General features: G+C 52.0%; 17 protein-coding genes. 8 read left to right on the top strand and 9 right to left on the bottom strand.

Features of this window, described 5'->3' with window-relative positions; translation table 11 throughout:
* Positions 1-39 precede the first annotated feature (39 nt).
* The 3 genes from J3999_RS02425 to J3999_RS02415 form a co-directional block, all read right to left on the bottom strand.
* Complete coding sequence (locus J3999_RS02425) at positions 40-972, bottom strand: copper chaperone PCu(A)C (RefSeq protein ID WP_208126381.1); 933 nt, start codon at positions 970-972, stop codon at positions 40-42.
* A 103-nt stretch (positions 973-1,075) separates the two neighbouring features.
* On the bottom strand, positions 1,076-1,630 hold the full coding sequence (locus J3999_RS02420; protein ID WP_208126380.1) for a response regulator transcription factor: 555 nt from the start codon (positions 1,628-1,630) through the stop codon (positions 1,076-1,078).
* A gap of 11 nt (positions 1,631-1,641) precedes the next feature.
* On the bottom strand, positions 1,642-2,934 hold the full coding sequence (locus tag J3999_RS02415; RefSeq protein ID WP_208126379.1) for a sensor histidine kinase KdpD: 1,293 nt from the start codon (positions 2,932-2,934) through the stop codon (positions 1,642-1,644).
* Positions 2,935-3,129: 195 nt separating this feature from the next.
* Here J3999_RS02415 and J3999_RS02410 point away from each other — a divergent pair, with 195 nt between their 5' ends.
* Both J3999_RS02410 and J3999_RS02405 read left to right on the top strand, forming a co-directional pair.
* Entirely contained in the window at positions 3,130-4,227 is a 1,098-nt protein-coding gene (locus J3999_RS02410) for a succinylglutamate desuccinylase/aspartoacylase family protein (RefSeq protein ID WP_371811841.1), read from the top strand.
* A gap of 136 nt (positions 4,228-4,363) precedes the next feature.
* Positions 4,364-7,072 carry a diguanylate cyclase gene (locus J3999_RS02405; protein ID WP_208126378.1) on the top strand — a complete coding sequence of 903 codons (2,709 nt, stop codon included), beginning with the start codon at positions 4,364-4,366 and terminating at the stop codon, positions 7,070-7,072.
* Positions 7,073-7,119: 47 nt separating this feature from the next.
* On the opposite strand, the gene J3999_RS02400 is transcribed toward J3999_RS02405, so the two are convergent.
* The 3 genes from J3999_RS02400 to J3999_RS02390 form a co-directional block, all read right to left on the bottom strand.
* Positions 7,120-8,616, bottom strand: a complete 1,497-nt coding sequence (locus J3999_RS02400) for a diguanylate cyclase (RefSeq protein ID WP_208126377.1) — start codon at positions 8,614-8,616, stop codon at positions 7,120-7,122.
* Positions 8,617-8,854: 238 nt separating this feature from the next.
* Positions 8,855-11,956, bottom strand: a complete 3,102-nt coding sequence (locus J3999_RS02395; protein ID WP_208126376.1) for an efflux RND transporter permease subunit — start codon at positions 11,954-11,956, stop codon at positions 8,855-8,857.
* 1 nt (position 11,957) lies between these two features.
* Positions 11,958-13,067 carry an efflux RND transporter periplasmic adaptor subunit gene (locus J3999_RS02390; protein ID WP_208126375.1) on the bottom strand — a complete coding sequence of 370 codons (1,110 nt, stop codon included), beginning with the start codon at positions 13,065-13,067 and terminating at the stop codon, positions 11,958-11,960.
* 637 nt (positions 13,068-13,704) lie between these two features.
* On the opposite strand from J3999_RS02390, the gene J3999_RS02385 reads away from it, so the two are divergent.
* The 6 genes from J3999_RS02385 to J3999_RS02360 all read left to right on the top strand — a co-directional run bounded on the left by J3999_RS02385 (position 13,705) and on the right by J3999_RS02360 (position 21,671).
* Positions 13,705-14,391, top strand: coding sequence for a response regulator transcription factor (locus J3999_RS02385; protein WP_208126374.1), 687 nt, complete (start codon positions 13,705-13,707; stop codon positions 14,389-14,391).
* Between the two features lies 1 nt (position 14,392).
* Entirely contained in the window at positions 14,393-15,748 is a 1,356-nt protein-coding gene (locus J3999_RS02380) for a sensor histidine kinase (protein ID WP_208126373.1), read from the top strand.
* A gap of 97 nt (positions 15,749-15,845) precedes the next feature.
* Complete coding sequence (locus J3999_RS02375; RefSeq protein ID WP_208126372.1) at positions 15,846-17,066, top strand: TolC family protein; 1,221 nt, start codon at positions 15,846-15,848, stop codon at positions 17,064-17,066.
* 54 nt (positions 17,067-17,120) lie between these two features.
* A complete protein-coding gene (locus J3999_RS02370) occupies positions 17,121-18,260 on the top strand; it encodes an efflux RND transporter periplasmic adaptor subunit (RefSeq protein WP_208126371.1) in 1,140 nt (379 codons plus the stop codon).
* 3 nt (positions 18,261-18,263) lie between these two features.
* Positions 18,264-21,365 carry an efflux RND transporter permease subunit gene (locus J3999_RS02365; RefSeq protein ID WP_208126370.1) on the top strand — a complete coding sequence of 1,034 codons (3,102 nt, stop codon included), beginning with the start codon at positions 18,264-18,266 and terminating at the stop codon, positions 21,363-21,365.
* A 3-nt stretch (positions 21,366-21,368) separates the two neighbouring features.
* Positions 21,369-21,671, top strand: a complete 303-nt coding sequence (locus tag J3999_RS02360; RefSeq protein ID WP_173286588.1) for a DUF3240 family protein — start codon at positions 21,369-21,371, stop codon at positions 21,669-21,671.
* 84 nt (positions 21,672-21,755) lie between these two features.
* Here J3999_RS02360 and adk read toward each other — a convergent pair whose 3' ends face one another.
* From adk to J3999_RS02345, 3 genes are all read right to left on the bottom strand, one after another.
* Positions 21,756-22,403 (bottom strand): adenylate kinase, encoded by a 648-nt coding sequence (adk, locus tag J3999_RS02355; protein ID WP_208126369.1) that lies wholly within the window; start codon positions 22,401-22,403, stop codon positions 21,756-21,758.
* 94 nt (positions 22,404-22,497) lie between these two features.
* Positions 22,498-23,382, bottom strand: coding sequence for a fructosamine kinase family protein (locus J3999_RS02350; RefSeq protein ID WP_208126368.1), 885 nt, complete (start codon positions 23,380-23,382; stop codon positions 22,498-22,500).
* Between the two features lie 12 nt (positions 23,383-23,394).
* Complete coding sequence (locus J3999_RS02345) at positions 23,395-25,905, bottom strand: penicillin-binding protein 1A (RefSeq protein WP_243755244.1); 2,511 nt, start codon at positions 25,903-25,905, stop codon at positions 23,395-23,397.
* Between the last annotated feature and the right edge of the window lie 220 nt (positions 25,906-26,125).

The following is a 26,125-nucleotide window of genomic DNA, read 5'->3' as shown; positions in this document are numbered from 1 at the left end:
TTCCGCGCGGTGTTTTTGTTTAATGCGATCCGCAAACGATTACATCATCGGATAGATCGACGCCAGTTTGTCGAACTGTTCGGCGCTCAGCACTTTCTTCATATTGTCGCGGCAATCGATTTTGGTTTCCGCAATCTGTTTGCGCAAGGCCAGCGTTTTTTCGAATTTGGCCATTAATTCCGCTTTAGGCTGTCCAGCCAAAGCATCTTGAATTAACTCTTTTTCCAGAACATCAACCTGCTGGAACATTTTCTGCATTTTGTCACCGTGTTTGGCAGTCCAGCCTTTCAGTTCAGATACCTGCTCAGCGCTCAGATTCAGTTCGGCGGCGTTTTTAACGGCAATACCGGTCAGATTCGGGAAAGCCGGGTTCGCGTGCATGACCATCCGCATTGGGTTGCTGTTGCGACCGTTGGAAAGTTGTGCGCCGGACATGGCTCCCGGTCCTTTCATCATCATGCCGCCGCATTTCATGCCCGGCCCCATGCCGGTACCCATTTTAGGGCCAGCTCCCATACCGTTTCGTGGCGGTACGATCGGGCGTCCCTGTGCTTCGACGGTTTTCGTCGAGCCGTCTTCAAAAGTCAGATCGATTTGATATTTTTGCCCGTCTTTAACCGGCTCATTAAGGTTGATCAGCATAATATGCAGTCCGCCCGGTTGCAGCGCGGTGGTTTGTCCTGCAGGCAGGTCGATTTTTTCGACCCGACGCATACGCATCACGCCATTGTCGTGAATATGAGTGTGCAGCTCAGTGATCTTGTTGATGTAACCTTTGGCAGAAACCACAGAATGATCTTTGCCGTCGGTGTTTTTAATGGTCATAAATGCGGCTGAGGCCGGAGCTGTAGGCGGTACCATGCGGACATAAGGGTCGCTGATTTCAACGGATTCGGCAACCGTTGCGGCGAAAGCGGTTTGCCATCCGATCAGGCAGCCGGCAGCGATCGCTAAGAGAGAAGTCGGTTTCATTTGTGTGTCCTTTGTGAAAATGGAATAAAGCATGAAAAATAGTAATGCAATAAGGGTGAAATTTATATGTCGTTATTGCGTTAAATTGATGGTAATCACCTATTTATTTTTCGACCGGCCGTTTCTGTAATTTTCTTTGCAGCGTCCGGCGGTGCATGTTTAACGCTTGTGCGGTAGCGCTGATATTGCCGTCGTTTTCCATCAGCACTTTCTGGATGTGTTCCCACTCAAGACGCTTGACCGACATTGCCTGAAAAGTTTCTTCCTGTTCGTTGGCCGGCGGGGGTGTTTGATGGCCGGTTTGCGGGGAAAACGCCTGAATGATGTCGTCGATATTGGCCGGTTTGCACAGGTAGTTGATGGCACCCAGGCGCATCGCTTCAACCGCGGTCGCCACGCTGGCATAGCCGGTCAAAATCAGGATTTTGCACTGCGGCTGCAGGCTGAGCAGTTCACTGAGCAGGTTTAGTCCGCTCTGACCGTCAATATTGAGATCGATCACGGCGTATTCAAACGCTTTCTGTTGCATCAGCTGTATGGCCTGCTCGGGGGTCTGCGCCTGTTCCGTGGCAATATCCCGGTATTTGAATGCCTGTTGCAGGATATTCAAAAAAGTCAGATCGTCGTCTACCAGTAACAGGTTATTCAGTTGTGTCATCGGTAACGTCCTTATGCTTTGTCATGCGGTTCGGAAATCGGGAGCGATACTTCGGCGATCAGTCCCGGCTGCCCTTCAATCTCGCCGTTGCGGAAATTCAGGGAACCGCCGAAGCGCTCGATAATCATGCGGCTGAGGAATACGCCCATACCGGTGCCGTGGTACTCTTCCATTAATCCCTGTCCAAGCGTTTCGAGATCGTTTTGCACAAGGCCGCCTCCCTGATCTTCAACACGCAGCGTCCAGCCTCCGGCGTGTTTTGACACCTTGAGGCGGATAAAGTCGGGACTGTAGCGGGCGGCATTGTCGAGCAGATTCATAATCGCCAGTTTAAAGGCGGCATCGACATACAGCAGCCCTGAAGCGATGTCGGTGGAGGTCTGTAGTTCGCTTTGCGGATGCAGTAGGGCAAATTCCTGACGCAGATCTTTCAGAAGCGCGCCGATTTCAATCCCCGCGTTGGCCGGCTGGGAAACCTCTTCCGCTTTATTGCGCAGACTGTGCAGAGCGTTGATGCATACCGAAAGCTGCTGATTGGCGGTTTGCAGGTAGGCTTTGCCCTGATCGCTGGTAATTTCGTTTTTCAACAGATCCTGTAGCAGCGAAAGCGTGTTCAGAGGCGTACTGAGCTGATGAACGGAGGCCGAGGCAAGGCTGGCTACCGAAAGCAGATATTCATTCTGCAGGGCGCGGTTCTGCTGTTGCGACAGCGCCGAGCGTTGCGCTTCAAGCCGTTTTCTTAAAGGGAAAATCAGCAGTGCCAGCAGCATGACCAGAAGAATGAACGCCAGCATGGAACCGTGCAGGTACCAGGCGAAAAACGCCGGCAGGCTCTGTACCTTGAGGGACATGATCGGAACATAGAAAAAGCCCAGTGACAGATAACAGGCCGAGGCCAGCAGCGCCAGACTCATAAACCAAGATGTCGACAGGATCAGCATGCCCAGAACCAGAGGTGCCAGCAGAAGATAGATCAGAGGGTTGATCGTTCCGCCGGTGTGGTACAGCAGCAGACTGTTCAACAGCAGCAGCCAGGCCAGCAGAGAGAACCAGACCAGCTGACATTGGCGCTGATGCTGCTGCAGAGTATTAAAAGGGATCAGCCAGGAGACGACCGGAATGGTCGCGGCAAACAGGGCCATTGAAATGCCGACGGCCAGATGCGAGAAATGCATCTGCAGCTCAAAATGAAACCATAAAAGGGTCGCGCCCCAAAGCAGTAACAGAAAGCCCAGAAGGCTCAGGTAATAGTACTGTTGGGGCGGTTTTCTACTTTTTGATCGTTCAGCCGTTTTGACGTTCAATGGGAAGCCCTCGGAGCAAAATAGCTATTTTATAGTAATCGCTTGCGATAGGGGGTATCCGGTGCGCAAAACAGTAAGCTTTTCTTCATACATTGAAATGCGTGCAAAGCGAAAAAAACGCTGTGGAGTTTTCGGGAATTAGGGCATTATGTTGCTGAGATTGGATAAGCTGATACAGAGCGCTGTGGAGGGACAATGGCGATGGATTTAAATCCGGGCAAACGGCAGATGAATAAACCGATTACGATTGGCGGAGTGACCGTAAAACCGGGCGAGCGAAAAACGATCGATCTTGATATGGGCAGGCTTTATACCCATTCCCAGCTCTCGATGCCGGTTCAGGTGGTATGCGGGCGTCTGGCCGGGCCGGTGATGTTTGTCAGTGCGGCCATTCACGGTGACGAACTCAATGGTGTCGAGATTATCCGCCGACTCCTGAAAGTTAAATCCTTGAAGCGTATGCGCGGAACGCTGATTGCCGTGCCGATCGTCAATCTGCACGGTTTTATTCACGGCAGTCGCTATCTGCCCGACCGTCGTGATCTCAACCGCTTTTTTCCCGGCGCGGAGGACGGCACTCTGGCGGGGCGCACCGCTTATCTGTTTATGCGCGAAGTCGTCAGTCAGGCGGATGTCGGAATCGATTTGCATACCGGCGCGATTAACCGCAGCAATCTTCCGCAGATTCGCGCGGATCTGGACGAGCCTCTTACCCTGAAGCTGGCGCAGGCCTTTGCCGCACCGGTGATCCTCAATGCCAAACTGAGAAAAGGCTCACTGCGTGCCGCCGCGGTCAAAAGCGGTATTCCGATCTTGCTGTACGAGGCGGGAGAAGCTTTGCGTTTCGACGAAGTGTCCATTCGTGCCGGTGTGCGCGGTATTATCAATGTCATGCGCGAGCTAGGACAGATTGCAACGCCGAGCCGGAAAACGCCGCAATCCAAAGTGTCCAAAGCGGTGATCTCGCGTAAAAGCTTCTGGGTGCGGGCCGAGCAGAGCGGAATTTTCCGTTCGCTGGTTGCCGACGGTACCCGAGTGATTGCTCAGCAGACCTGTCTGGGGATCATTTCCGATCCTTTCGGCGAGTGCGAAAAAGAGGTGTACTCCGCAGCCAGCGGTATCGTTATCGGGCAGATGAAAATGCCGCTGGTGAATGAGGGCGAAGCGCTGTTTCATATTGCGCGCTTTGCACGCAGCGATATCGTCGCCGAAAAGGTCGATGTGTTTCATGAAGAAATTCAGAAAGCCAGCGTGCTCTACCCCGACAACAGCATTCCGGAAATACCGAAATAATCATCGACCTGAAAAGAGGGTGAAATTCACGGTATTTCCGGCAAATAATCGCTGGAAAACGGCATGGAAATCCCGAATTTTTTCAAGGATTTGCTATACTGTTTAACTTATTGAACCGGACAAAGTAACGGATTGCATGCTACGTTCAAAAGGGCTTTTCAAATCTGCAAAATACTATGCATTGGCAGTGGTGGTGTTTATCTGCCTTGATGCGGTTTTTCTTTTGCAGCTGTTCAATCAGCAGCGCAGCGAAAATGTCGAGGCGCAGAATCAGCTTTTGTCGGTCACCAAGCAGTCCGTTCTGCACGGCTTTGCCAATAACGCCGAGCTGATCTTTGACAACGTTCTTGATACCCCCCTCTACCAGAGCCTGATGTGGGAAGCGAACCGCGCCGACGACACGCGCAAGCAGCAGATTCGTGATCAAATCTTCAACAGCCTTTATCCGTTGTATAACTCAATGGATAAATTCAAACTCAAGCAGCTGCATTTTCATCTGCATAACAACGAAAGTTTCCTGCGTTTTCACCGCCCGAATAAATTCGGCGACGACCTGACGGATGTTCGTTCGACCGTCGCGTTCACCAATCAGACCGGTCTCTCTATTCAAGGATTTGAAGAGGGTCGTATTTTCAACGGTTTCCGTTTTGTTTTCCCTCTGTTCTGGAACAAGGAACCTGCCGGTTCGGTTGAAACCTCGGTTTCGATGAAAGTGATTATGAATGCGATCGCCCGTGAACTGGGCGGGAATGTCAGTTTCATTATCCGCCGCGATATTGTCGAGTCGAAAGTGTTTAAGAACGAGATCGGTAATTATGAAGTGACGCCGTTTTCGACGGATTTTATGTATGAAGCCTCTCTGATGCACTTGAATACGCGCATGCTGTTTACACAGCTGCTGTCGAAATGGAACCGCAGTGAGCCTTTGAAAGAGAGTGTTGTGCTGGCCGATTCGGTGACTCGAATGATCAACGCGGACGGCAACAGTTACATGGTCACGCTGTTACCGGTGAACAACGCCGTCAGCGATAAGACAATCGGTTTTCTGGTTTTTTATCAGCAGGATGCCGAAAACAAGTACCTGATCGGGCAATATCTGCTGATCTTTGTGTTTACCTCGCTGGTGGCCGCCATTGTGGTGCTTCTGCTGTATCGCAGCCGTTCCAATGAACTGGCTTTGGCCGAGAGTCAGAAGATGTTGAGCCGAAATGTCGAGCGTTTCGAAAAAGCGCAGAAAATCGCCAATCTGGGAACCTGGGAATTTGATTCGGAGTCTCAGACGCTGTATTGGAGTGACGAGGTCTTTCGTATTTTCGGCGAGACGCCGCAAAGTTTTAGTCCGAGTTATGAACGTCTATTGAGTTATGTCCACCCGGAAGACAGGGAAGAGCTGGACTATGCTTTCCATTCTTCTCTGGCAAATGGCTCCGCTTATCAGATCAAACACCGTATTTTCAGATCGGACGGTTCGATGATTTATGTCGCCGAAGAGTGCGAGCATGAAACGGATGAAAACGGAATCGTGGTGCGCTCTTTCGGTACGATTCACGATATCACTGACATTGTCGAGCGCGAGAACCGTCTGGAATATCTCGGCAACCGCTATCAGTCGCTGATTGAAAGGCTTCCTAATCTGGTTTATCGCTTTGACTGGGGGAAAGAGAACCGTTGGAAAATGCAGTTTGCCAATGCCTCGGCACGTTTCTTTACCGGCTATTATGCTTACGAGTTGCTGGCCAAGAAAGTTCGCTTGCTGGATATGATTCATCCGCAGGATCTGGAGCGGGTTCAGCAGCATATCTACAGCGCTCTCGAGGCGGATAAACCTTATGAAATCGAGTACCGGTTGCGCCGTTTGGACGGTACTGAAATCTATGTCAGCGACCGGGGGCGGAAAATTATCGGCGAACAGGACGACTGGCAGGTGGAAGGGGTCATCACCGATATTACCGCTCAGAGAAAAGCGCTCGCCAAGCTGCAAAAATTCATCGACACCCAGAAAAATATTGTCATTCTGACCGACGGTTATGTGCTGGCATTCGCCAACAGCGCTTATTATGATTTTTTCGGATTGGACAGAGAGGCCGAGGGCAGCGAAAACCACCGTTGCATCTGCGACTTTTTCCAGCCCGGCGAGCACTTCTTCGATTTAAGTAAACTGACGCTCGAAGATCGTCACTGGGTTGACGCTATTTTGCGTTATCCGCCGAGCGAGCGGAATGTCGCGATGAAAGATGCCAAGGGCAGTCTGGCGACATTTTCGGTCGAAGTGAATCACTTCGATGACAGACATTTTGTGGTTTCCTTTTCCGATATCAGCGATACCTTTACCGAAAAACTGATGTGGCGTCAGAAAGCATCGATGGATGCGTTGACCGGTGCCTACAACCGTTACTTCTTTGAGCTGTCGATCGGTTCTTTCATGAATCTGGTGCATCGTAATAAGCGTAGAGTCGGTCTGCTTCTGATGGATATCGATCACTTTAAAAAGATCAACGATGTCTTCGGACATGCCCGAGGTGATGAAGTTTTGCGTGACTTGAGCGCGCTTATCCGCAGCAATCTGCGGGAAAGCGATCTGTTGATTCGCTGGGGAGGCGAAGAGTTTTTGATTGTGCTTTCGGTCGATGGCGAAAGCGGGCTGGAGCAGGTTGCGAACGGAATCCGCAGCGCTGTTGAGGAATATCAAAGTTCAGCAGGCCCTGTCACCAGCAGCTTTGGCGGCACGCTGGTTGTCAACGAAGCGGAAATCGACAAGGCAATCCACAGAGCTGATGCCGGACTGTATTATGTTAAGTCGCATGGACGCAATAATTACCGCTATGTACCCCCCGGAAATTCTTAGTCGGCAATCAGCGGCTTTATGACGGGTGTCGGAGCATCGGACTTTTCTCAGGCTTCTTCGCAGAAGTTTTCATCGCCCCGCTCGTCTGTCATAAAGAGACGGTTGCGCCCGCTGTTTTTCGCCCGGTAAAGGCGTCTATCGGCACGCGACATCATGTGGTTCAGGTCGTCGGCCGTGAAATCTGCACCGATCGAGATGGTCAGTTTGATCTGCAGTTGATTGATTTCAAAAATATGCTCGGCCAGACTTCTGCAAATTCTCTGCAGAATGGTTTTCGATTTTTGCTGATCGGTTCTCGGCAAAATCAGACAGAACTCTTCGCCGCCTATCCGCGCAAAGATGTCCTCCTCGCGGATATGATCGCTCATAAAGCGGGAAAACGCTTTAAGGGCGAGATCTCCCGCTTCGTGGCCGTAAAGGTCATTGATCTCTTTGAAATGGTCGATATCAATCATGGCCAGTGTGATCGATTGATTTGAATTCTTGCATAAGCGAATCAGTTGTTCACCGATTGTCAGAAACTCACGGCGATTGGGTAATTTGGTCAGAAAGTCGATGGCGGCGGCCTTTCGGGCTTCTTTGAATTTCTTGAAATGAATGACGTTCGCCAGAGCCAGTGAAATTTTCGTGCTGAAATATCGCAGTAAGAGGCGGTCTTCGTCGTTGATTTCCTGAACGCCCTTGAGCACTGCGACGGCGTCCGGAACGTTCGGCGCTTTGAGAAATAGCGCTAAGGTGTCCTCTCTAAGGATGCTGTGCTTCTGTTTGAAGACTTCGCGAGCGAGTTCGAGTGCCGATAAAGCACCGGCATGGTGCGCTATCGTACCTTCGGCGAGCTGAAGATCGCCGGTTGCGCCGATAATATGCATTTCGCGGAAATTTTTATCCGGCGGCGGAGTCGGATTGAGCGTGTCCGTTTGAACGCATAAGATTCCGTCGGGGGAGGCTCTTAAGAAGGCGCTCAAGAGGGTGAGGACTCCGGAGGCGAATTTCTGCGTGGACTGAAATTCAAACAGACTTTCTGAACTGTCGAGGATCATTTCCATGCCCAGCCGGGTGGTTTCCAGCGCATGGATGGTTTTAAAGGCGCGAAGGGACGCGATGACGGTGGTAATGAGTTTTTGTGCGCTCAGTTCCTGCTTGCTTTTATAGCCGTTGATGTCGTACTGAATAATGGTTTCCTGTTCCGGAATCTCCTGCGGATAGGCGGTGCGGAGAATAATGCGCAGTGCCTGATTCTTCAATTCATTGCGGATGATATCGATCAGTTTCAAGCCGCAATTCTCGTGATTCATGACCGCTTCGAGTAAGGTCACGCTGATATCGGGATTATGCCGCAGCAGAGTGGTCGCCTGATTCAGATTGTAGGCGTGCAATACTTCTATGCCACGTTCTTCGAAATACAGATCTTTTAAGACCAGTTCGGTAATGAAGTGCACTTCTTCATCGTCATCGACAATTAAAATCTGCCAGGGTTTTAAGGAGAGCGGGCTGTGTGATCGGTTCGGGGTCTGCTGGTGGTGTGGATGGTTCGAGTTCGGCATCAATTAACACTCTCGAATGACGCCGCCGAATCCGGTAAAGCAGAAAGGAGGGAACAATTGACCGTCAGGCAATATAACGAAGATAGCGCTTGCGCACGTTTGAGATGTACCGTGCCCGTGCCAATAAACTTAAATTCTCTCATCGGCCACCTTTAAATTGTCCGACCAAAATTTAAGTATAGATGCTTAAAATTGAATTTTAATGGCATTTCACCTCTATTTTTTAGAGGTAATTTGCCTAGTCAGTCTGTTTTTCTCTGGTCTTTTTATGCAGCTGTTGCTGTAGCAGTCGGCTGGTGTATTGCGGTGCATGTGCACGGCGGGCGATCAGCGCGTAGAACATCGGCACCATAAACAGACTCAACAGCGTTGAAAAGGCGACGCCCCACAGCAGAACCTGTCCGAGGATTTGTCGGGTTTCCGCTCCGGCGCCGCTGGAAAAAATTAGCGGAATGGCTCCGGCGCAGGTGGTAATGGTGGTCATCAGAATCGGTCTCAGACGCAGTTTGACCGACTGCATCAGCGCGTGATACAGGCTTTTTCCCTGATCCCTGAGCTGGTTGGCGAATTCGACAATCAGGATTCCGTTTTTGGTTGCCAGCCCGATCAGCAGTACCAGAGCAATCTGGCTGTAGATATTCAGTGTCTGCCCATGGATAAGAAGCGCCAGCAGACCGCCGACCACCGCCAAAGGAACGCTGAGCATAATGACCAGGGGCGATTTGAAACTTTCGAACTGCGCGGCCAGCACCAGAAAAATGACCGCCAGCGCAAACAGGAAGACGAAGTACAGCGACTGATTGCTTTGCGCAAATTCCTTACTTTGCCCTTTATAGCTGATAATCGCCTCTTCCGGCAGGGTGTCGCGGGTGAGCTGGTTTAAATACTGCAGCGCGTCGCCGAGCGGATAGTCATCTTCGAGGTTGGCCGAAAGCGTGATTGAGCGCATGCGGTTATAGCGGTTCAGTACGGCGGCGTCGGCGTATGTCTGCAGAGTCGCGACCTGAGTCAATGGAATCATGGCGCCGCTGTCGGCACGCAGATAAACCTTATTGAGGTCTTCAGGCGACTGCAACAGCTTATGATCCGCTTCGAGAAGAATATCGATCTCTTCGCCCTGATGCATAAAGGTTGTTACCTTCTTGGCGCCGAGCAGCGTCTGCAGAGTCTCGTTGAGCGTTTTCTGTTCGATTCCGAGAGAACGGGCTTTTGCGTAATCGACCGTGACGCCGAGCTGTGGTTTATTGGTTTCGTAATCCCAGTCGATTCCGGTCAGGCCGGGATTATTCTCGGCAATGGCATCGTTCAGAAGGACTTTCCATTCGCTGAGCTGTTGATAGCTGTTGCCGCTGATTACGAACTGCACCGGGCGGCTGACGCGTCCGCCGATGCTGTTGCGCATAATCGGCGCGACCTTGACGCCGCTGAGATCGCTGAGGTTTTTACGGATTTCCTGCATAATCAGGAAAGCCGAGCGGCGTTCGCTCCAGTCGTTGAGAATCACTATGCCGAATCCGGTGTTAAATACCTGCGCATTGCTGAAAGAACGCGGCGAACGGATCAACAGGCGTTTGGCTTCGCCGGATTCAACCAGCGGCATCAGACGGCGTTCGATCTCCTGCATGTAACTCTGCATATATTCGTAGCTGGCGCCTTCCGGTCCTTTCACGCTGATAAAAAATGCACCGCGATCCTCTTTGGGCACATACTCCTGCGGCACCTGCTTGAAAAGCTGGAACATCAGCGCCAGCAGACCGAAAAAGATCAGTATGGCGACCCACGGATGGCGCAGGTTGAACTTGAGCAGAGGACGGAATTTCTGCCATAAAAAGGACTTTTTAGGCGCGTTCTGCGTATTGGCAACAACCGGTTTCAGGATTTTCGATGCCAGAGCGGGAGAGAGCGTCAGGGCAACCCAGCTGGAAAAAAGGACGGCGACCGACAGCGTGACGGCAAATTCGGTAAACAGCCGGCCGATATTCCCCTGCAGGAAGCTGATCGGCATAAACACCGAAATCAGCACCAGAGTGGTGGCGACCACGGCAAAACCGACCTGACGCGTGCCGAGATAGGAGGCGGACAGGGATTTGTGTCCCAAGGTCAGGTGGCGTTGAATATTTTCCAGTACCACGATCGCATCATCGACGACCAGACCGATGGCGAGTACCAGAGCCAGCAGAGTCAGAAGATTGATCGAGAATCCGAGCATCCACAGAATCCAGAAAGTGGCCAGCAGGGAAACCGGTAGGGTCACGGCCGGAATCAGCGCAGCGCGCAGGTTCTTCAGGAAAATCAGCATCACCAGAACCACCAGACCGAGTGCAATAAACAGTGTCTTATAGACTTCGTGCACGGCATTCTGCACAAACACCGAGGCATCGTAACTGTCTTCGAGGGACATTCCCTCCGGCAGGCTCTGATTGATCTGCGCCTTGCGTTCCCGCGCCAATTCGGCGACGGTCAAAGTATTGGCCGTGGACTGCTTGATGATCCCGATTCCGACCATCGGGATGCCGTTCCCGCGAAACAGGCGGCGTTTCTCGACCGCACCGAGTTCGACCTTGGCCACTTCACCCAAAGTGATGCGGCCTGTAGCAAACTGTTTCAATACCAAGTTTTCGATGTCTTCGACTGAGGCCAGCTGTCTGGCGATTTGTACCGTCAGCATCACCTGATCGCCTTGCACGCTCCCGGCGGGCAATTCGATATTGGTGTTGCGCAAGGCGGTTTCGATATCCGCAATGGTCAGATCGTTGCGGGCCAGTTTGACCGGGTCGAGCCAGATGCGCAGAGCATACGACTGGCCGCCTCCGACACGTACCCGCGCAACGCCGTCCAGTACCGAGAAACGGTCGACAATATAGCGTTCGGCGTAGTCGGTCAGCTCGCTGACGGTCATGCGGTCGCTGGCGAGGTTAAACCAGACAATGACGTTTTCGTCTCCGTCGACCTTGACCACTTCCGGCGGATCGGCCTGTTGAGGAAGATTATCGAGGACTCTGGAAACGCGGTCGCGGATATCGTTGGCGGCGGCATCGATATCCCGATCCAGTGAAAACTCGACCTTGATCCGCGAACGCCCGTCTTCGGAAGAGGATTCGATGTATTCGATCCCGGAGACGCCGGAAATCCGGTTTTCGATCACTTTGGTAATACGGCTCTCGACGACGCTGGCGGAAGCGCCTAGGTAATCGGTGTTAATGGAGACGATCGGCGGATCGATATTGGGGTATTCGCGCAGACTCATGCGCTCGAACGAGAGCAGGCCGAAAGCGAGCAACAGCATTGACACCACAAACGCAAGAACCGGGCGTTTGACCGAAGTATCGGAAAGCCACATATCAGTTCTCCGCTGCGGATTTGCCGCCCGGCACGCTTAACGGCTTGCCGTGTAACAGTTCAATCAGCGGTTGCTGTTGCTGATAGGCTTTGATGCGGATTCGACCCTTCGGCGAAACTTTGAAGATGCCTTGGCTGATGACGGTATCGCCATCCGCGACGCCTTCGAGAATCTGTACCCGGTCCTGATAGCGTTTGCCTAGCTCGACCGGCTGTTTACGCACGCCGAAGGTTTTCGACTCGCTCTCTTCCTTAGCGATCAGGTAGACAAAGTTTTTTTCGCCTTGCATCAAAATTGCAGTTTCCGGCACCAGCAGCTGACGCTCGGAACCCAGATTCAACTGCGCGGCAACCTGCATGCCGCTTTTTAACAGACCGTCCGGGTTGTCAATCAGGGCGCGAACCTGCAACAGCAGGCTTTGCGGATCAATGCGCGGATTAATGACGTGAATCTCGCCGTGATAGAGAGTGCCGCCATTGAGTTTGACCGCGATCTGCTGACCAAGACGAATCTGTTCGATATAACGGTCGGGTATCTGCAGGTCGAGATACATCTGTTCGGTACTGTCCAGAGTGGTGATCAGGGTATTGTTATTGACCAGAGCGCCGGGGTGGACCTGTTTAAACCCGAGTTGACCGTCGAAAGGCGCGCGCAGGGTACGGTCCTGCACTCTGGCTTCGATAATGGCGATCTCCGCTTCGGCGCTGAGCCACTGCGCTTTGAGTTCATCAATCGTCGCTTCGGTAATATTGCCGCGGCCTTTCAGGTTTTTTGCACGCTGATACTGGCGTTTCGCTTCGGCGGCGATAATTCCGGCCTGTTTCAGTTCGGCCAATTCTTCCTGCTTGTTGAGTTCGGCAATGACCTCGCCGCGAGCGATTTTCTGTCCTTCGGTAAAGGGCAGAGTCAGTACCGTTTCGGTAACGGTAGAACGGATTTCAACCGCCTGTTTGGCCTGTAAAAGCCCAAGCAGCTGTAATGTCTGCGGAACGGTCTCGGATTCGACAGGATAGGCTATAACGCTGACCGGCGGTTTTTTGTTTTCCTGTGCCAAGGCGGGAGTGCCGAAAGCGACCGCTGTCAAAGCAAGCAGGCTAACGAACAGCGGCATAAACCGGAAAGCGGAAAGGGAGCGGTAAAAAAATAAGTTAGCGAAGGACAAGCCCTGAATCCTCTGAAGCGGTTAGGTGAATCATTATTATTATCATTGGAATGTGCAATAAATATGAAACAGCGATAGCGAAAAAGCAAGCGCTTTGTGTGAATTGCCGAGGCAGAGAACGAATTTGGCGGGAAGAATAAAAAAAGCCCGGCAGATTCCTCTACCGGGCGGTCGTCAATATTTAACTCTTCAAAAATGACAGATAAAGATATCTTGATACCTAAATGGGAAGGAGTTTACAGCGAAAACGACTCGCAACAGTCGTTATTCCCAAGAAGATATAACGCGTATTTAATCAGCTTTATTCGGGCTTGGCAAGAGTGAAAAGCGGTTTTTTTCGGGTAAAAAGCTGAATAGAGTCTTGAGGATGAAGAGCAAGGCGCTTAGCAGATATTTATTTTTGTTTATATGTCGAAAACGCACTGTTTAAGAAGGTGAATTGCAAAGACCGCTTGATTCCATTCCTGGTAGGAAGATTACTTGGATCGATTATTCTGCTAAGCTTTCGCTTGCGGCGGGAATCTAAAACCGTCGATGAGGTCTCTCGGGATAGAGAGTGGCGGGATAGAGAGAAGAGCGGTAAATAATGAAGCTGTTGATTATTGAGGATGAATCGCTGTTACAGGAGCGTTTGCAGTTACAGTTTACTTCGAAAGCGGCGCTGGTCGATACGGCTGAGACCGCTCGCGAAGGTCTCTATTATCTGCAGGAGTTTGCCTACGATGTCGTAATTTTGGATATCGGTTTGCCGGATCTCAATGGGCTGGAAGTTCTGCAGCAGCTGCGCAGCGGGGCGGGGCCAAACAATCACACGCCGGTGCTGATCCTCAGTGCCCGCAGTTCGTGGCAGGAAAAGGTGGAAGGTTTAAAGCTGGGTGCGGACGACTATCTGGCCAAACCGTTCGAATTTGAAGAACTTTGGGCGCGCGTTGAAGTGCTCGGGCGTCGGGCTGCGAAAGTGGAAATGAAAGATGTTCTGGAGTTTCCTCCCTATCGTCTGGATTTGAGTGCTAAAACGCTGCTGGTCGGTGATCAGGAAGTGGTGCCGACGCTGACCGAGTTCCGTCTGCTGCAGGCGTTTTTTAAAAATCCGCATCGTGTCTTATCCAAAGAACAGCTTTTACAGCGTATTTCCGACCACAGTCAGGAGCGGGAGTCGAACGTGATTGAAGTCTATGTGCGCAAACTGCGAAAAATGCTCGGCAAGGAAGCTATTCAGACTTTGCGGGGTCTGGGTTACAAGTTCGTTCCGGATACAGGCGGGGAATCTTAGAATGGCATTTTTCAAGACGCGGGAGATCGCATCCCGATCCATACAAGGACAGCTTTTTCTCACCTTGACCTTGAGCCTGGTGGCGATTTTCACAGTTTTCTGGTGGCTGTCGCAAACGGCGTTGCATACGATTAGTGAATCGTATCTTCTGACGCGTCTTGAGCATGATAAAGATCTGGTCGAAGAACATCTGGTTTTTCGGAATGAACGTTGGTGGATGGGCTCCGCCAGTATCGGCCCGATCTATCTGACCCCGCACTCCGGTCATTATTACGCGATTCAGACTCCCAAGCAGCGCTTTTTCTCTCCTTCTCTGGGCGATTTTCGACTCTATATGCGGCCCAGCAACGATCGGGTAGATGTGTATGAAACCAAAGGACCTGCCGAGCAGCGGGTGCTGGTTCGTTCGCAACTGCTGCATAAGGACGGTCAGGATGTGCGCATCTATATAGCGGAAAACCACGAGCCGATTCAGAGAATGGTCTTGCGCTACGATTTTTTGTTCGCGTTTCTGACGCTGGTTGCGCTATTGAGCCTGTATTTCTTACATAAATGGCTGTTAAGACGCGCTTTTGGACGTTTGACTCCGCTTGAGGAGGAACTCAAGGCGTTCCGTCTCGGTCAGTCGCTCGGGCTGAGAGAGGATGATCTGCCGCAGGAGGTGCATTCTCTGTTACACAGCCTCAATCTCGCTTTAGAGAAGTCGCGTTTGCAGTTCGAGCAGTCGCGGCAGCATAACAGCAATCTGTCGCACAGTCTGAAAACGCCGCTGAACCTGATTTTCCAATTACTTGAAGACCCTGCATTACGGGATAAGCCGGAGTTAAAAACGCTTTTGAGACAGCAAAGCCAGAGAATTCTGGAACTGATTGAACGCGAGTTGAAAGCGGAACGCTTTGCGCATAACCAGATTATTCAGCCTTTGGCGCTGCCGCCGTTGGTGGATGATCTGCAAGCCAGTTTTGCCCGGCTTTATCCGAACAAGTCGATCCGGTTTGAATGCGACGTGCAAGAAAACGCCACTCTGCTGATCGAACAGGAAGATGCCTTCGAATTATTCGGAAACCTGCTGGATAACGCCTATAAATGGGCGCACAGCAAGATTCACTGCGCTTTCGACGGCCAGACTCTGGTTATCGAAGACGACGGGCCGGGCGTTTCCGACGCTCAGTTGGCAAGATTGCTCAACCGTGGCTATCGCACCGATGAAAGCAAACCCGGTCACGGTATCGGGCTGTCGATTGTCAAACAGCTAATCAGTGCCTACAAAGCGGAGCTCGAACTTACGCATTCCGATTTGGGCGGTCTTAAGGTGACAATCCGTTTTTCACAGATCTCGCTCGCTGCGAATTCATAATTTTTCCCAGAATCCTCCTGAAATTGCTCTATTTTCAGGTTTATTTCAGCTTGGCCGTTTAGGCTAGCCTCAAACTACCGAAACAGGATCGATGTCTATGTACGTTTGGAAACGTTATTTTTCTATTTTTCTCTCCGGAGCCTTATTGTCCGCTCCGGTTCTGGCGGACAGTACGGTCTCGGGCGACTATGCGGGTCTGATCGATAAGGTTTTGCAGCAGCAGCCGCAGACGCTTAAGCAGCAGGATTGGCAGGATCTGGCCAAAACCTATCGTAAACAGTCCGAGCGTTGGATCTCCGAAGATGTCGAATTGACGCTGCATTATGAAAACGATGCGCTGATGAGCAACGATGATCTGCGTAATTACGAAGTCGGCGCTTCGGCGGCCTTGCAGTTGCCGGGTCGACAGAAGCCGCTGAATGACGTTGCCGGTGCTTATCAGGCGCTTCCCGAAATTCAGCAAACCTATCTGCGATGGCAGGCTTCGGCCAAGGTTCGCGAGCTTAGCTGGCAGTTGAAACGGGCTCAGGTTCAATTCGCTACCGCCAAAGAAGCGCTTGCGCAAAGTCAAGAGCTGCAGCAGAAGGTCGAACTGAAATATCAGGCCGGTGATGCAACGCAGCTGGAACGTCTTCTGGCGCAAAGCGAGACGGTCAAACAGGAAGCCGAGCTTGAAGCGGTCAGTCATCAGCTGCAACTGGCGCAGCAGCAATTCACTTTGTGGACTCAGGAAGCAAACCTTCCGCAAAATCTGGAAGAGAAACTGCTGGCCAAGCTTGATGAAACAGCGCATCCTCAGCTGAAATGGCTGCAAGCGCAGCAGAATCTTGCCCAGTCGCAGCTGTCTGTCGCCCAATCGCGCAAGACCGCGCCACCGAGCTTTTATTTCGGGGCCAAGCATGACAGCAACCCCGGAACCGATCACAGTACTTTGATTGCCGAGTTCAGCGTACCGCTCGGCCTGGATCAGCAGCGCCGGGTATCCATTGCCATGGAACGCGAAAAATTGACCGAGCAGAAAGTCAATCTGGCGCAGGCCAAACTGGATCTGCAACAGAAAATGGTCAGCGGCGAACAGCGACTTTTCGATCTGCAGAAACAACAGTCGCTTTGGCAGAAGAATTTGCAATTGAATCAGGAAAAGCTGCAGATGATGCAAAAAGCCTATCAGCTGGGGGCGGTTTCCATTGAATCGCTTTTGCGGGTGCAGCAGGAATTTCTAATGGCTCAACGTCAGTTGGCTACGACCGAAGTCGAGTTGGGCTTTGCAACGGCCGAGTTGAATCAAATCTACGGCCACAGTCTCAGTTCGAATTAATTAAGCCGAATTTAGAATCGAATTTAGTAACAGATCAAATTTCAGGAGTCTTGAATGACAGTTCATCACATTATCAAAGCAAAGGGATTGGGGCTTTCTCTGGCTTTCGTTTCTCTTTTGGCCAGTCATAGCGCACTGGCGCAAACCCCGTTAACGTTGAATGCTCAGCAATGGCAAGCGATGGGCGTGCAAACCGCTCAGGCGGAAAAGTCCTCAATGGTTCCGTCAATTCTCTTTCAGGCCGAGGCGATGATGCCTTTGAAAGAGGTGCAGAATTATTCCAGTCCGGTCAGCGGAAAGATCGTTCGCCTGAATAAGGTGCACGGTCAGGTCGTCAAGGGTGAAGAGATCGCTACGCTCGACAGTGCAGAGTTGGCGGCGATTCAGAGCGAGTTACTCGGTATCAGCGCGGAATTGAATCTGGCTTATCAATCGCTGAAACGTACCAAGCAGCTGCATAACAGCGGAGTGGCTTCGGCCAAACAGTTGCAGCAGGCTCAGGCGGAAGTCAGTCGTCTGCAGGCAGCCAAAGTTCAAAGAGTGGAAACGCTGAAATTGATCGGTTTCGCCGCTGACAAAATTGAACGTCTGCTGAGCACGAACAAGGTTCAAGGCACGCAGTTATCGATTGTTTCGCCAATCGACGGTGCTCTGTTCGAAGTGGCGGTGCGTCTTAACGAAAGAGTCGAGCAGAATCAGAAGCTTTTCGCGCTCGGGCCGGTTAATCCGATTATGCTCAATGTGTTGGTGCCGGTGGAATTCGTCGCCAAGTTGAACGAAGGAATGCAGGTTTCGGTAGAAGGCTATTCGCAAATCGGGGAAGTTCATCATATCGAGCAGATGGTTGACCCTTTGACGCAGAAAGTCGAAGTGCATGTTCTGCTGGATAATTCCGCAGCGAAAATCCTTCCGGGACAGGCGTTACAGGTACGCTTCATGATGCCGGGGCAACAAACATTCCGCGCTCCGCGCAATGCGGTTGCTCAGCTGGACGGACAGGCCGTGGTCTTTTTACAGACAGCCGAGAACCAGGTTGAAAGTCTGCCGATCGAGATTCGCCAGATTGACGGCGACTATCTGTACTTCTCAAGCAAGAAGAGCGACGTTTTGAGTGCACCGAAGGTTGTTTCGCACGGTACGACGGCAATCAAACTGGCTTTCCTGTCACAAAGCGACGCAGAGCAGGGTGAGTAATCTATGTTAAGTCGATTTTTACAGTTCTTTTTAGTGCAGCGGACGCTGGTTCTGCTGCTGGTTCTGGCGGTTGTCGGCGGTGGCTGGCAAGCTTTCCAGAAGATTCCAATCGATGCCTTTCCGGATGTTTCTCCGACGCAGGTGAAGCTGATTTTCAAAGCGCCGGGGATGACGCCATCCGAAGTCGAGCAGCGCGTGATTGCGCCGTTGGAACTGGAGTTGCTCGGACTGCCGAAACAGGAAGTCTTGCGCTCGCTGGCGAAATACTCGCTGGCGGATATTACGCTCGATTTTAAAGAGGGCACCGATATCTATTGGGCGCGACAGCAGGTGGCGGAACGTCTCGGTAATGCCGATCTGCCTCCCGGCGTGACCGGCGGTATGGCGCCTTTATCGACGCCTCTGAGTGATGTCTTTATGTTTACCATCGAAGGCGATGGCCTGAGCAATATGCAAAAACGCGACCTGCTCGACTGGGTGATTCGTCCGGCCTTGCGGTCGGTTCCGGGCGTTGCCGATGTCAACGTTCTGGGCGGATTGGCGCGTGTGTACGCGGTTAAGCCGGATTATCAGAAAATGGCGGCGCGCGAGATCGGGCTGGATCGTTTGATCCAGGTATTGCAGGAAAATAACCGCAACGATGGTGCCGGGCGATTGAATCAGGGTGAAGAAGTTCTTCTGGTTCGAACTCAGGGTAATCTGGAATCGATTGAAACCATCGAAAATCTGGTGGTCGCTTATCAAAACGGTGCCGCGATCCGAGTGGCCGATGTCGCTAAGGTTGAAATTGATTCGATCTATCGTAACGGCGCGGTAACTCAGAATGGTAAATCCGAAGCGGTGCAGGGGTTGGTTATGGCGCTGCGTGGCGCTAATGCCCGCGATGTGGTCGAAGGCGTTCAGGCACGACTAGCCGATCTGGAACCGGCATTTCCGAAAGGAATCGAGGTCAGTGCTTTCTATAACCGAAGCGATCTGGTTAATACCGCAATTTACGGGGTTTCCAAAGCATTGCTTGAAGCGGTAGTGCTGGTTCTGTTGGTTTTGCTGGTCTTTTTGGGGAATGTGCGCGCCGCGCTGACGGTGGCGCTGATCCTGCCGCTGGCGGCTCTGACAACCTTTATTCTAATGCGCTGGTTCGGTCTTTCCGCCAACCTGATGTCGCTTGGCGGTCTGGCGATTGCCATCGGGATGCTGGTGGATGCGGCCGTGGTGGTGGTTGAAAATATCGTCTCCCACCAGGAAAAAGCGCTGCATCAGGGGCAACGATTACCGAAGATGCATATCATCTTCCGTGCCTTGAAAGAGGTCTCGGTGCCGGTTATTTCCGGGATCCTGATTATTATGACGGTCTTCCTGCCGTTGCTGACGCTGTCAGGATTGGAAGGTAAGCTGTTTGTTCCGGTCGCGGTAACAATCATATTTGCGCTCGGCGGATCTCTGTTGCTATCCCTGACGGTGATTCCGACGCTGGCGTCGTTCATTCTCGGCAAGCCTTCGCATCAGGAGCCGTGGCTGATCCGTAAAATCAGCGCCTTCTACCAGCCGGCTCTTAAATGGAGTCTGGCGAATGACAAGAAGGTCGTCGGCGGTGCCTTGATCGCTCTGGTCGTCGCTGTGATCGGCTTTACTCAGGTCGGTAAAACCTTTATTCCGGAAATGGACGAAGGCTATGTCATTCTGCAGATCGAGAAGAATCCGTCGGTCAGTCTGGACGCTTCGACGGAACTGGATCGTCGCATTCAGGCCGCTTTGCTGGAGGAAGTGCCGGAGATTACTCGAATTGTCGCCCGTGTCGGTTCCGATGAAATCGGTATGGATCCGATGAGTCTGAATGATACCGATTCCTTTCTGGTCTTGAAGCCGAAAGAAGAGTGGCGCATGGAGACGAAGGACGAACTGATCGAGGTGATTCGTCAGACCCTGGAAAGTCATTTTCCGGGCGTGAATTATGCCTTTACGCAGCCGATTCAGATGCGTGTCGATGAAATGCTGACCGGGGCGCGCGGTGATGTCGCGATCAAGATTTTCGGTGACAACCCTCAGGAGCTGAATGAAGTGGCCAAGAAAATGGTGACCATGGTTGAGGGAATCGATGGCGCTCAGGACGTTTTTACACCGACCAACGACGGTCTGCGTTATCTGCAGCTGCAGGTCAATCATCAGATGGCGGGCCGACTCGGTTTGAGCGTCGCTCAGGTGGAAGAAATGCTGCGCGTACAGATCAACGGACTGGAAGTCGGTTACCTTTATCAGGGAATTCGCCGTGTTCCTTTAATGGTGCGTGCCGACGAGGATAAGAAAAGTTCGATTAATGCCATGCTGCAGCAGCCGGTAACGGTCAACAGTCCGTTTGGTATGCAGACGGTTCTGTTGAGCCAGCTGGTGAATGCGCAAGAAGTTGAAGGGCCGGTTTCGATCCAGCGTGAGCAAAGTAAGCGTTTTGCGGTCGTAGTCAGTAATGTGTCCGGTCGCGATCTGGTCGGCTTTGTTGAAGAGGCCAAAGCCAAGGCTAAAGAACTGGATATTCCAGCCGGTTATTATTTCGAGTGGGGCGGACAGTTCGAGAATCAGCAGCGTGCCGCTCAGACTTTGAGTATTGTGGTGCCGATCGCACTGGTGCTGATCTTCCTGATCCTGTTCAGTACTTTCGGTTCGATTCCGCAGGCGGTCATGGTTATGGCGAACGTGCCATTCGCACTGATCGGTGGCGTTATGGCCCTGTGGATAACCGGTGAATATCTTTCGGTTCCGGCGTCGGTCGGATTTATCGCACTGCTTGGTATCGCGGTTCTGAACGGGGTGGTGATGATCAGTTACTTCAACCAGCTGCTGTCGGAAGGGATGGAGATCGGCAAGGTCGTGGTGCAAGGTGCCATGCGCCGTCTGCGCCCGGTTCTGATGACCGCTTCGATTGCTGCGCTGGGTCTGGTTCCGCTGGTGTTTGCCACAGGCCCGGGCTCGGAAATACAGCGTCCGCTGGCGATCGTGGTGATCGGCGGACTGATCAGCTCGACCCTGTTGACACTGTTGATATTGCCGATTATCTACCGTCGTTTCAATCCGGTTAAATGTTGTGATCAAGCAACTCAGGAAGGACAATAAGCTATGGAATTTAAACAATGTATTTTACGTCTGCAGTTTGATTCCGAGCTGTACGACAGCGTCACGGATGCGCTTTTAAGCTATCCACAGGAGCAGTTGACCTTTGTCGCTCTGCCGGTGCAGGCGCACACTTATCCGCTGGAAAATATCAGCGAACAGGTGTCGGGTTATAAAAACAAGACGATGCTGGAAGTGACGGTCGATTGTGAGCAGTCGAAATCGATTTACCTGCATATCCGCGAGCAGCTTCCGCGAGGGGGGATTCAGGTGCAGCTAATGCCGCTGCTTGAGCCGGATTGGCTGTAAAGCGACGGCGAAGCGGTTTCCGCAACTAAAAAAGGCGCTCAAATTGAGCGCCTTTTTTATTCGTAAAGAGAAACAGTCAGCGGATTATTTCAGCGCGCTTAGAATCTCTTTTTCAACTGTGTCGATCGCCTGAGTACCGTCAATGGTGATGTATTTCAGGCTTTCGATCTTGCTGGCGGCATCTTTGTAATACCCGACCAAAGGCGCAGTCTGCTCGTGGTAGACACGCAGACGATCCTGAACCACCGCCGGTTTGTCGTCGTCACGCTGAACCAGTTCTTCACCGGTCAGGTCATCTTTACCTTCTTCTTTTGGCGGGTTGTAAACGACGTGGTAAGTACGGCCCGATGCCAGGTGAGCACGGCGACCGGACATACGTTCGACAATCACTTCGTCCGGAACGTCGATTTCAATGACTGCATCGATGCTGACGCCGGCTTCGGCCAATGCATCCGCCTGTGGAACCGTACGCGGGAAACCATCCAGCAGGAAGCCGTTAGCGCAATCGTCTTCGGCGATACGTTCCTTAACCATGCCGATAATAATCTCATCGGAAACCAGCTGGCCGGCGTCGATGGCCGCTTTCGCTTTAAGACCCAGTTCGGTGCCGGCTTTGATTGCCGCACGCAGCATATCGCCGGTCGAGATTTGCGGAATGGAGAACTCTTTGGTCAAGAATTGCGCTTGAGTACCTTTACCGGCCCCTGGTGCGCCTAGAAGAATGCATTTCATGGCAGTTTCCTAAAGTTTTAATGGATTTCGAAAATCCGACTATTATACGGGCTTTGCGCGAGGGTACAAAATTATCCGGAGGATCGGGTTTCGATCAGCCCGCCTGATGTAATAAGGACTGTATCGTATTGGCCGCCTGCTGCTGATAATGACCGCCAAACAGGTTGAAGTGGTTGATGATATGGTACAGGTTATACAGCGGTTTACGGCTTTGGTATCCACTGTCGATAGTGAAAACCTCGTTATAACCCCGGTAAAAAGCCTGCGAAAAGCCGCCGAAAAGTTCGGTCATGGCCAGATCGGTTTCATGGTCGCCATAGTAGCTGGCCGGATCGAAAATGATGGCATCGCCTCCGCGGGTAAAAGCGCTGTTACCGCCCCAGAGATCGCCATGCAGTAAAGAGGCTTTGGGTCGGTAATCCTGAAACCAGAAATCGAGTGATTCGATCAGACGGTAACCGCTGTCGAGAGTCGCCGGGTGCATGCCGTTGCGCTCGGCCATTTCCAGTTGAGGCGTCAGGCGCTGTTGAGCGTAAAATTCGACCCAATCTTTATGCCAGTGATTGTATTGCGGCGTCAGACCGATAAAGTTGTTTTCATCCCAACCGAAAGGCTTGGCGCTGCGATTGAGGTGCTGATGCATCAGTGCAAGGTCGCGTCCGCGTTGGGCGTCGTCGCCATGGGAGGTCATTTCAACGAACTCGAGCAGCAGCCAGGCGCTGTTGTCGAATAGACCGCTGGCGATCCCTTTCGGCACCAGAATGCTGTGCGAGTCGGCGATTTTCTGCAGGCTGTGCAGTTCACTGCTGAAAAGCTGGGCAAATTCGGCGCGATTGGTTTTCAGCAGAAAATTACCGGCGCTGGTATGCAGCTTGTAAGCCTGACTGATATCGCCGCCGGACACCGGGGTGGCGCTATGAATCTGAATGGTTTGCCCGAGTTGCTCGGAGAGCGTTTCTGCAAAATCCTGCCAGTTCATAGTCGCGTCTCCCTAATCGAATAACTCTTCGGTGATCGATTCGATCTGTTGTTGCGAGATTTTCGGCACTTCCGGAGCGTTCTCTTCGCGGAAGATCTCGTATAAGGCATCCGGAGTGCCGTGCGGTACCGCCAGACCGGTATCCTTGTTGATCGGTACTTCGACGATGCCCTGCGGCATGCTGAAAGGTTCGTTCGGCTGATCTTTCAGTGCTTCGCCCATATATTCCATCCAGATCGGCAGAGCGGCGCGACCGCCGACTTCATAGCGACCCAGAGTCGATGGCTGATCGAAACCGACCCAGACCGTAGTGACGATATTCGGATTGAAGCCGGAGAACCAGGCGTCTTTCTGGTCGTTAGTGGTTCCGGTTTTACCGGCGATGTCTTCGCGTTTCAGAGCGCGGGCACGTTTACCGGAGCCGTAGTGAATAACATCCTGCATTATGCTGGTCATAATGTAGGCGTTGCGTTCTTCGATAATGCGCGGAGGACTGTTTTCGCCCAGACAGCTCGGTTCGTTACAGACTCGGTTTGGTTCCGCCTGATACAGGGTATCCCCGTTGAAGTCGCGTACTTCGTCGATCAGATAAGGGGTAATCAGGAAACCGCCGTTAGAGAAAGCCGCATAGCCGCGGGCGACTTCCTGCGGCGTAAGTTCGACGCTTCCCAGAGCCAGAGAGAGGTCTTTATGCGCATTGATTTCACTTCGCGGGAAGTCAAAACGCTGGAAATAATCGACCGCGTTATTAATGCCTATCTGCTGCAGAAGACGGATCGAAACCAGATTGCGCGACAAAGCCAGCGCTTTGCGCAGACGGGTCGGGCCGTAATACTGACCGGAGTAGTTTTCAGGACGCCAGTAGTCTTCCAGATTGCGGTCATGGAAGACAACTGGAGCATCGTTTACCGTGCTGGCAGCGCTCATACCGCTGTTCAGGGCCGCCGAATACAGGAACGGTTTGATATTGGAACCGACCTGACGTTTTCCTTGAGTGGCGCGGTTGAATTTACTGCGGAAATAGTCGTAACCGCCAACCATCGCCAGAATACGGCCGCTGTGTGAGTCCATGGAAATCAGCGAAGATTCGACCTGCGGATCCTGAGCCAGTTGCCACTGGTCGTCCAGTTTCTGGACATAGATTACATCGCCGACCTTAAGCACGTCTTTAGCCGATTTCGGGCTTTTCCCCTTGCGGTTGACGTCGATATAGGGCGCAGCCCATTCCATTGTTTTAAAGTCGATCTGAACGGCTTCTTCGGTCTCCAGCAGAACGTCTGAACCCTGCTTGTTGAAGCCGGTGACCACACCAACCTGCAGGTCGCCGTAGTTGCTGACTTCTTGCAGTTTAGTGATCAAGGCCGGAAGATCGTCCTGAAATTCCGCAAGGTCAATCTGCTCGATGGCTCCGCGATAGCCGTGACGACGTTCGTATTCCTGCAATCCGTGGCGGATCGAAATGCTCGCCTGTTGCTGCAGACGGCTGTCCAGAGTGGTAACAATAGTCAGACCGTTCTGCAACGCTTCTTCTCCGAATTTCTCCAAGGCAAAGGCGCGTGCCTGTTCGGCAACATAGTCCGCTTCGACTTCAATAATCGGGCCGTGCAGCTCGGCATGTACTTCGACCGCCAGCGCTTCCTGCATTTCCTGTTCGGTAATAAAGTTCAATTCGTTCATGCGACGCAGAACATAGTTGCGGCGCAATTTGGCTCTTTCCGCATCGCGGATCGGGTTGTAGGCCGATGGCGCTTTCGGCAAACCGGCAATCATCGCAAACTCGTCCAGAGTCAATTCGGCAAGCGGTTTACCGTAATAAGTCTGTGCGGCAGCCGCAACACCGTAGGAACGGTAACCAAGGAAAATCTTGTTCAGATAGAGGGCGAGTATTTCCTGTTTGGACAGTTCGTTTTCGATCTTGTAGGACAGAATGATCTCATTCAATTTACGCAGATAGGTCTTCTCTTTGGAAAGGAAGAAGTTACGGGCTACCTGCATGGTAATCGTCGAGCCGCCGGATTTCTTTTCGCCGGTAGTGATCAGCTGATAAACTGCGCGTCCCAGACCTTTGAAGTCGACACCGTTGTGTTCGAAGAAACTCTCATCCTCGGCGGCGATAATCGCCTGCGTCATGCGTTCGGGAATTTCCGGGTACTCAAGTGGAACACGTTTTTTGGTGCCGATTTCGGTAATCAGCTTGCCGTCCTGCGTTTCGATGCGCAAAGGAACCTGGTAGGAAACTTCCTTAAGTTCGCTGACTTCCGGCAGAGTCGGGTAGATGGTCAGGTAGTAGAAAAGCCCGGCCGCTAGAGGGATTGCGAAAAATGCACCGACAAAATTGAACCAGACAAACCATTTAAACAGGCGGCGTCCGGAAGATTTTTTAGGCAGCTTCTCGGATGACGGTTTGTTCTCGGAAGGCTGTTCCGGAGAGGACGCGTCCGAGTCGGCACCCATAATTTCTTTGGCCGAGCCCACGGACGGCATTTCATTGTCAGAAGTGATTTGCGGTTTAGATTCGCTCATTCTTTACTCGAAAATTGTATTTCCCTGCCTGCTGTAGGTCTTTCAGTTACTTTTGGTCAGGTTTTTATGTTGTTTTCAGATCTTTTACGATCAAGGTCAATAATGAAAATTTTGACTCTGATTATAGCTTTTTATCTTTACGGAATGGGGACAAATTATGGAAGAAGGATGGCGATATGCGGCGCACTTTGCGCATAAAAAAACCGGCGTAAAGCCGGTT

Origin of the sequence: Thiomicrorhabdus sp. 6S3-12 (assembly GCF_017571475.1) — a bacterium.
Taxonomy (GTDB): domain Bacteria; phylum Pseudomonadota; class Gammaproteobacteria; order Thiomicrospirales; family Thiomicrospiraceae; genus Thiomicrorhabdus.
Note: the sequence above shows the minus strand (reverse complement) of the source record. Positions and strands in the feature narration are given on the sequence as shown.

Bases quoted from the DNA above. Each gene is read 5' to 3' on its own strand.
- J3999_RS02425 (WP_208126381.1), bottom strand. From the start codon at position 972: ATGAAACCGACTTCTCTCTTAGCGATCGCTGCCGGCTGCCTGATCGGA.
- J3999_RS02420 (WP_208126380.1), bottom strand. From the start codon at position 1,630: ATGACACAACTGAATAACCTGTTACTGGTAGACGACGATCTGACTTTT.
- J3999_RS02410 (WP_371811841.1), top strand. From the start codon at position 3,130: ATGGCGATGGATTTAAATCCGGGCAAACGGCAGATGAATAAACCGATT.
- J3999_RS02405 (WP_208126378.1), top strand. From the start codon at position 4,364: ATGCTACGTTCAAAAGGGCTTTTCAAATCTGCAAAATACTATGCATTG.
- J3999_RS02400 (WP_208126377.1), bottom strand. From the start codon at position 8,616: ATGCCGAACTCGAACCATCCACACCACCAGCAGACCCCGAACCGATCA.
- J3999_RS02395 (WP_208126376.1), bottom strand. From the start codon at position 11,956: ATGTGGCTTTCCGATACTTCGGTCAAACGCCCGGTTCTTGCGTTTGTG.
- J3999_RS02390 (WP_208126375.1), bottom strand. From the start codon at position 13,067: ATGCCGCTGTTCGTTAGCCTGCTTGCTTTGACAGCGGTCGCTTTCGGC.
- J3999_RS02385 (WP_208126374.1), top strand. From the start codon at position 13,705: ATGAAGCTGTTGATTATTGAGGATGAATCGCTGTTACAGGAGCGTTTG.
- J3999_RS02380 (WP_208126373.1), top strand. From the start codon at position 14,393: ATGGCATTTTTCAAGACGCGGGAGATCGCATCCCGATCCATACAAGGA.
- J3999_RS02375 (WP_208126372.1), top strand. From the start codon at position 15,846: ATGTACGTTTGGAAACGTTATTTTTCTATTTTTCTCTCCGGAGCCTTA.
- J3999_RS02370 (WP_208126371.1), top strand. From the start codon at position 17,121: ATGACAGTTCATCACATTATCAAAGCAAAGGGATTGGGGCTTTCTCTG.
- J3999_RS02365 (WP_208126370.1), top strand. From the start codon at position 18,264: ATGTTAAGTCGATTTTTACAGTTCTTTTTAGTGCAGCGGACGCTGGTT.
- J3999_RS02360 (WP_173286588.1), top strand. From the start codon at position 21,369: ATGGAATTTAAACAATGTATTTTACGTCTGCAGTTTGATTCCGAGCTG.
- adk (WP_208126369.1), bottom strand. From the start codon at position 22,403: ATGAAATGCATTCTTCTAGGCGCACCAGGGGCCGGTAAAGGTACTCAA.
- J3999_RS02350 (WP_208126368.1), bottom strand. From the start codon at position 23,382: ATGAACTGGCAGGATTTTGCAGAAACGCTCTCCGAGCAACTCGGGCAA.
- J3999_RS02345 (WP_243755244.1), bottom strand. From the start codon at position 25,905: ATGAGCGAATCTAAACCGCAAATCACTTCTGACAATGAAATGCCGTCC.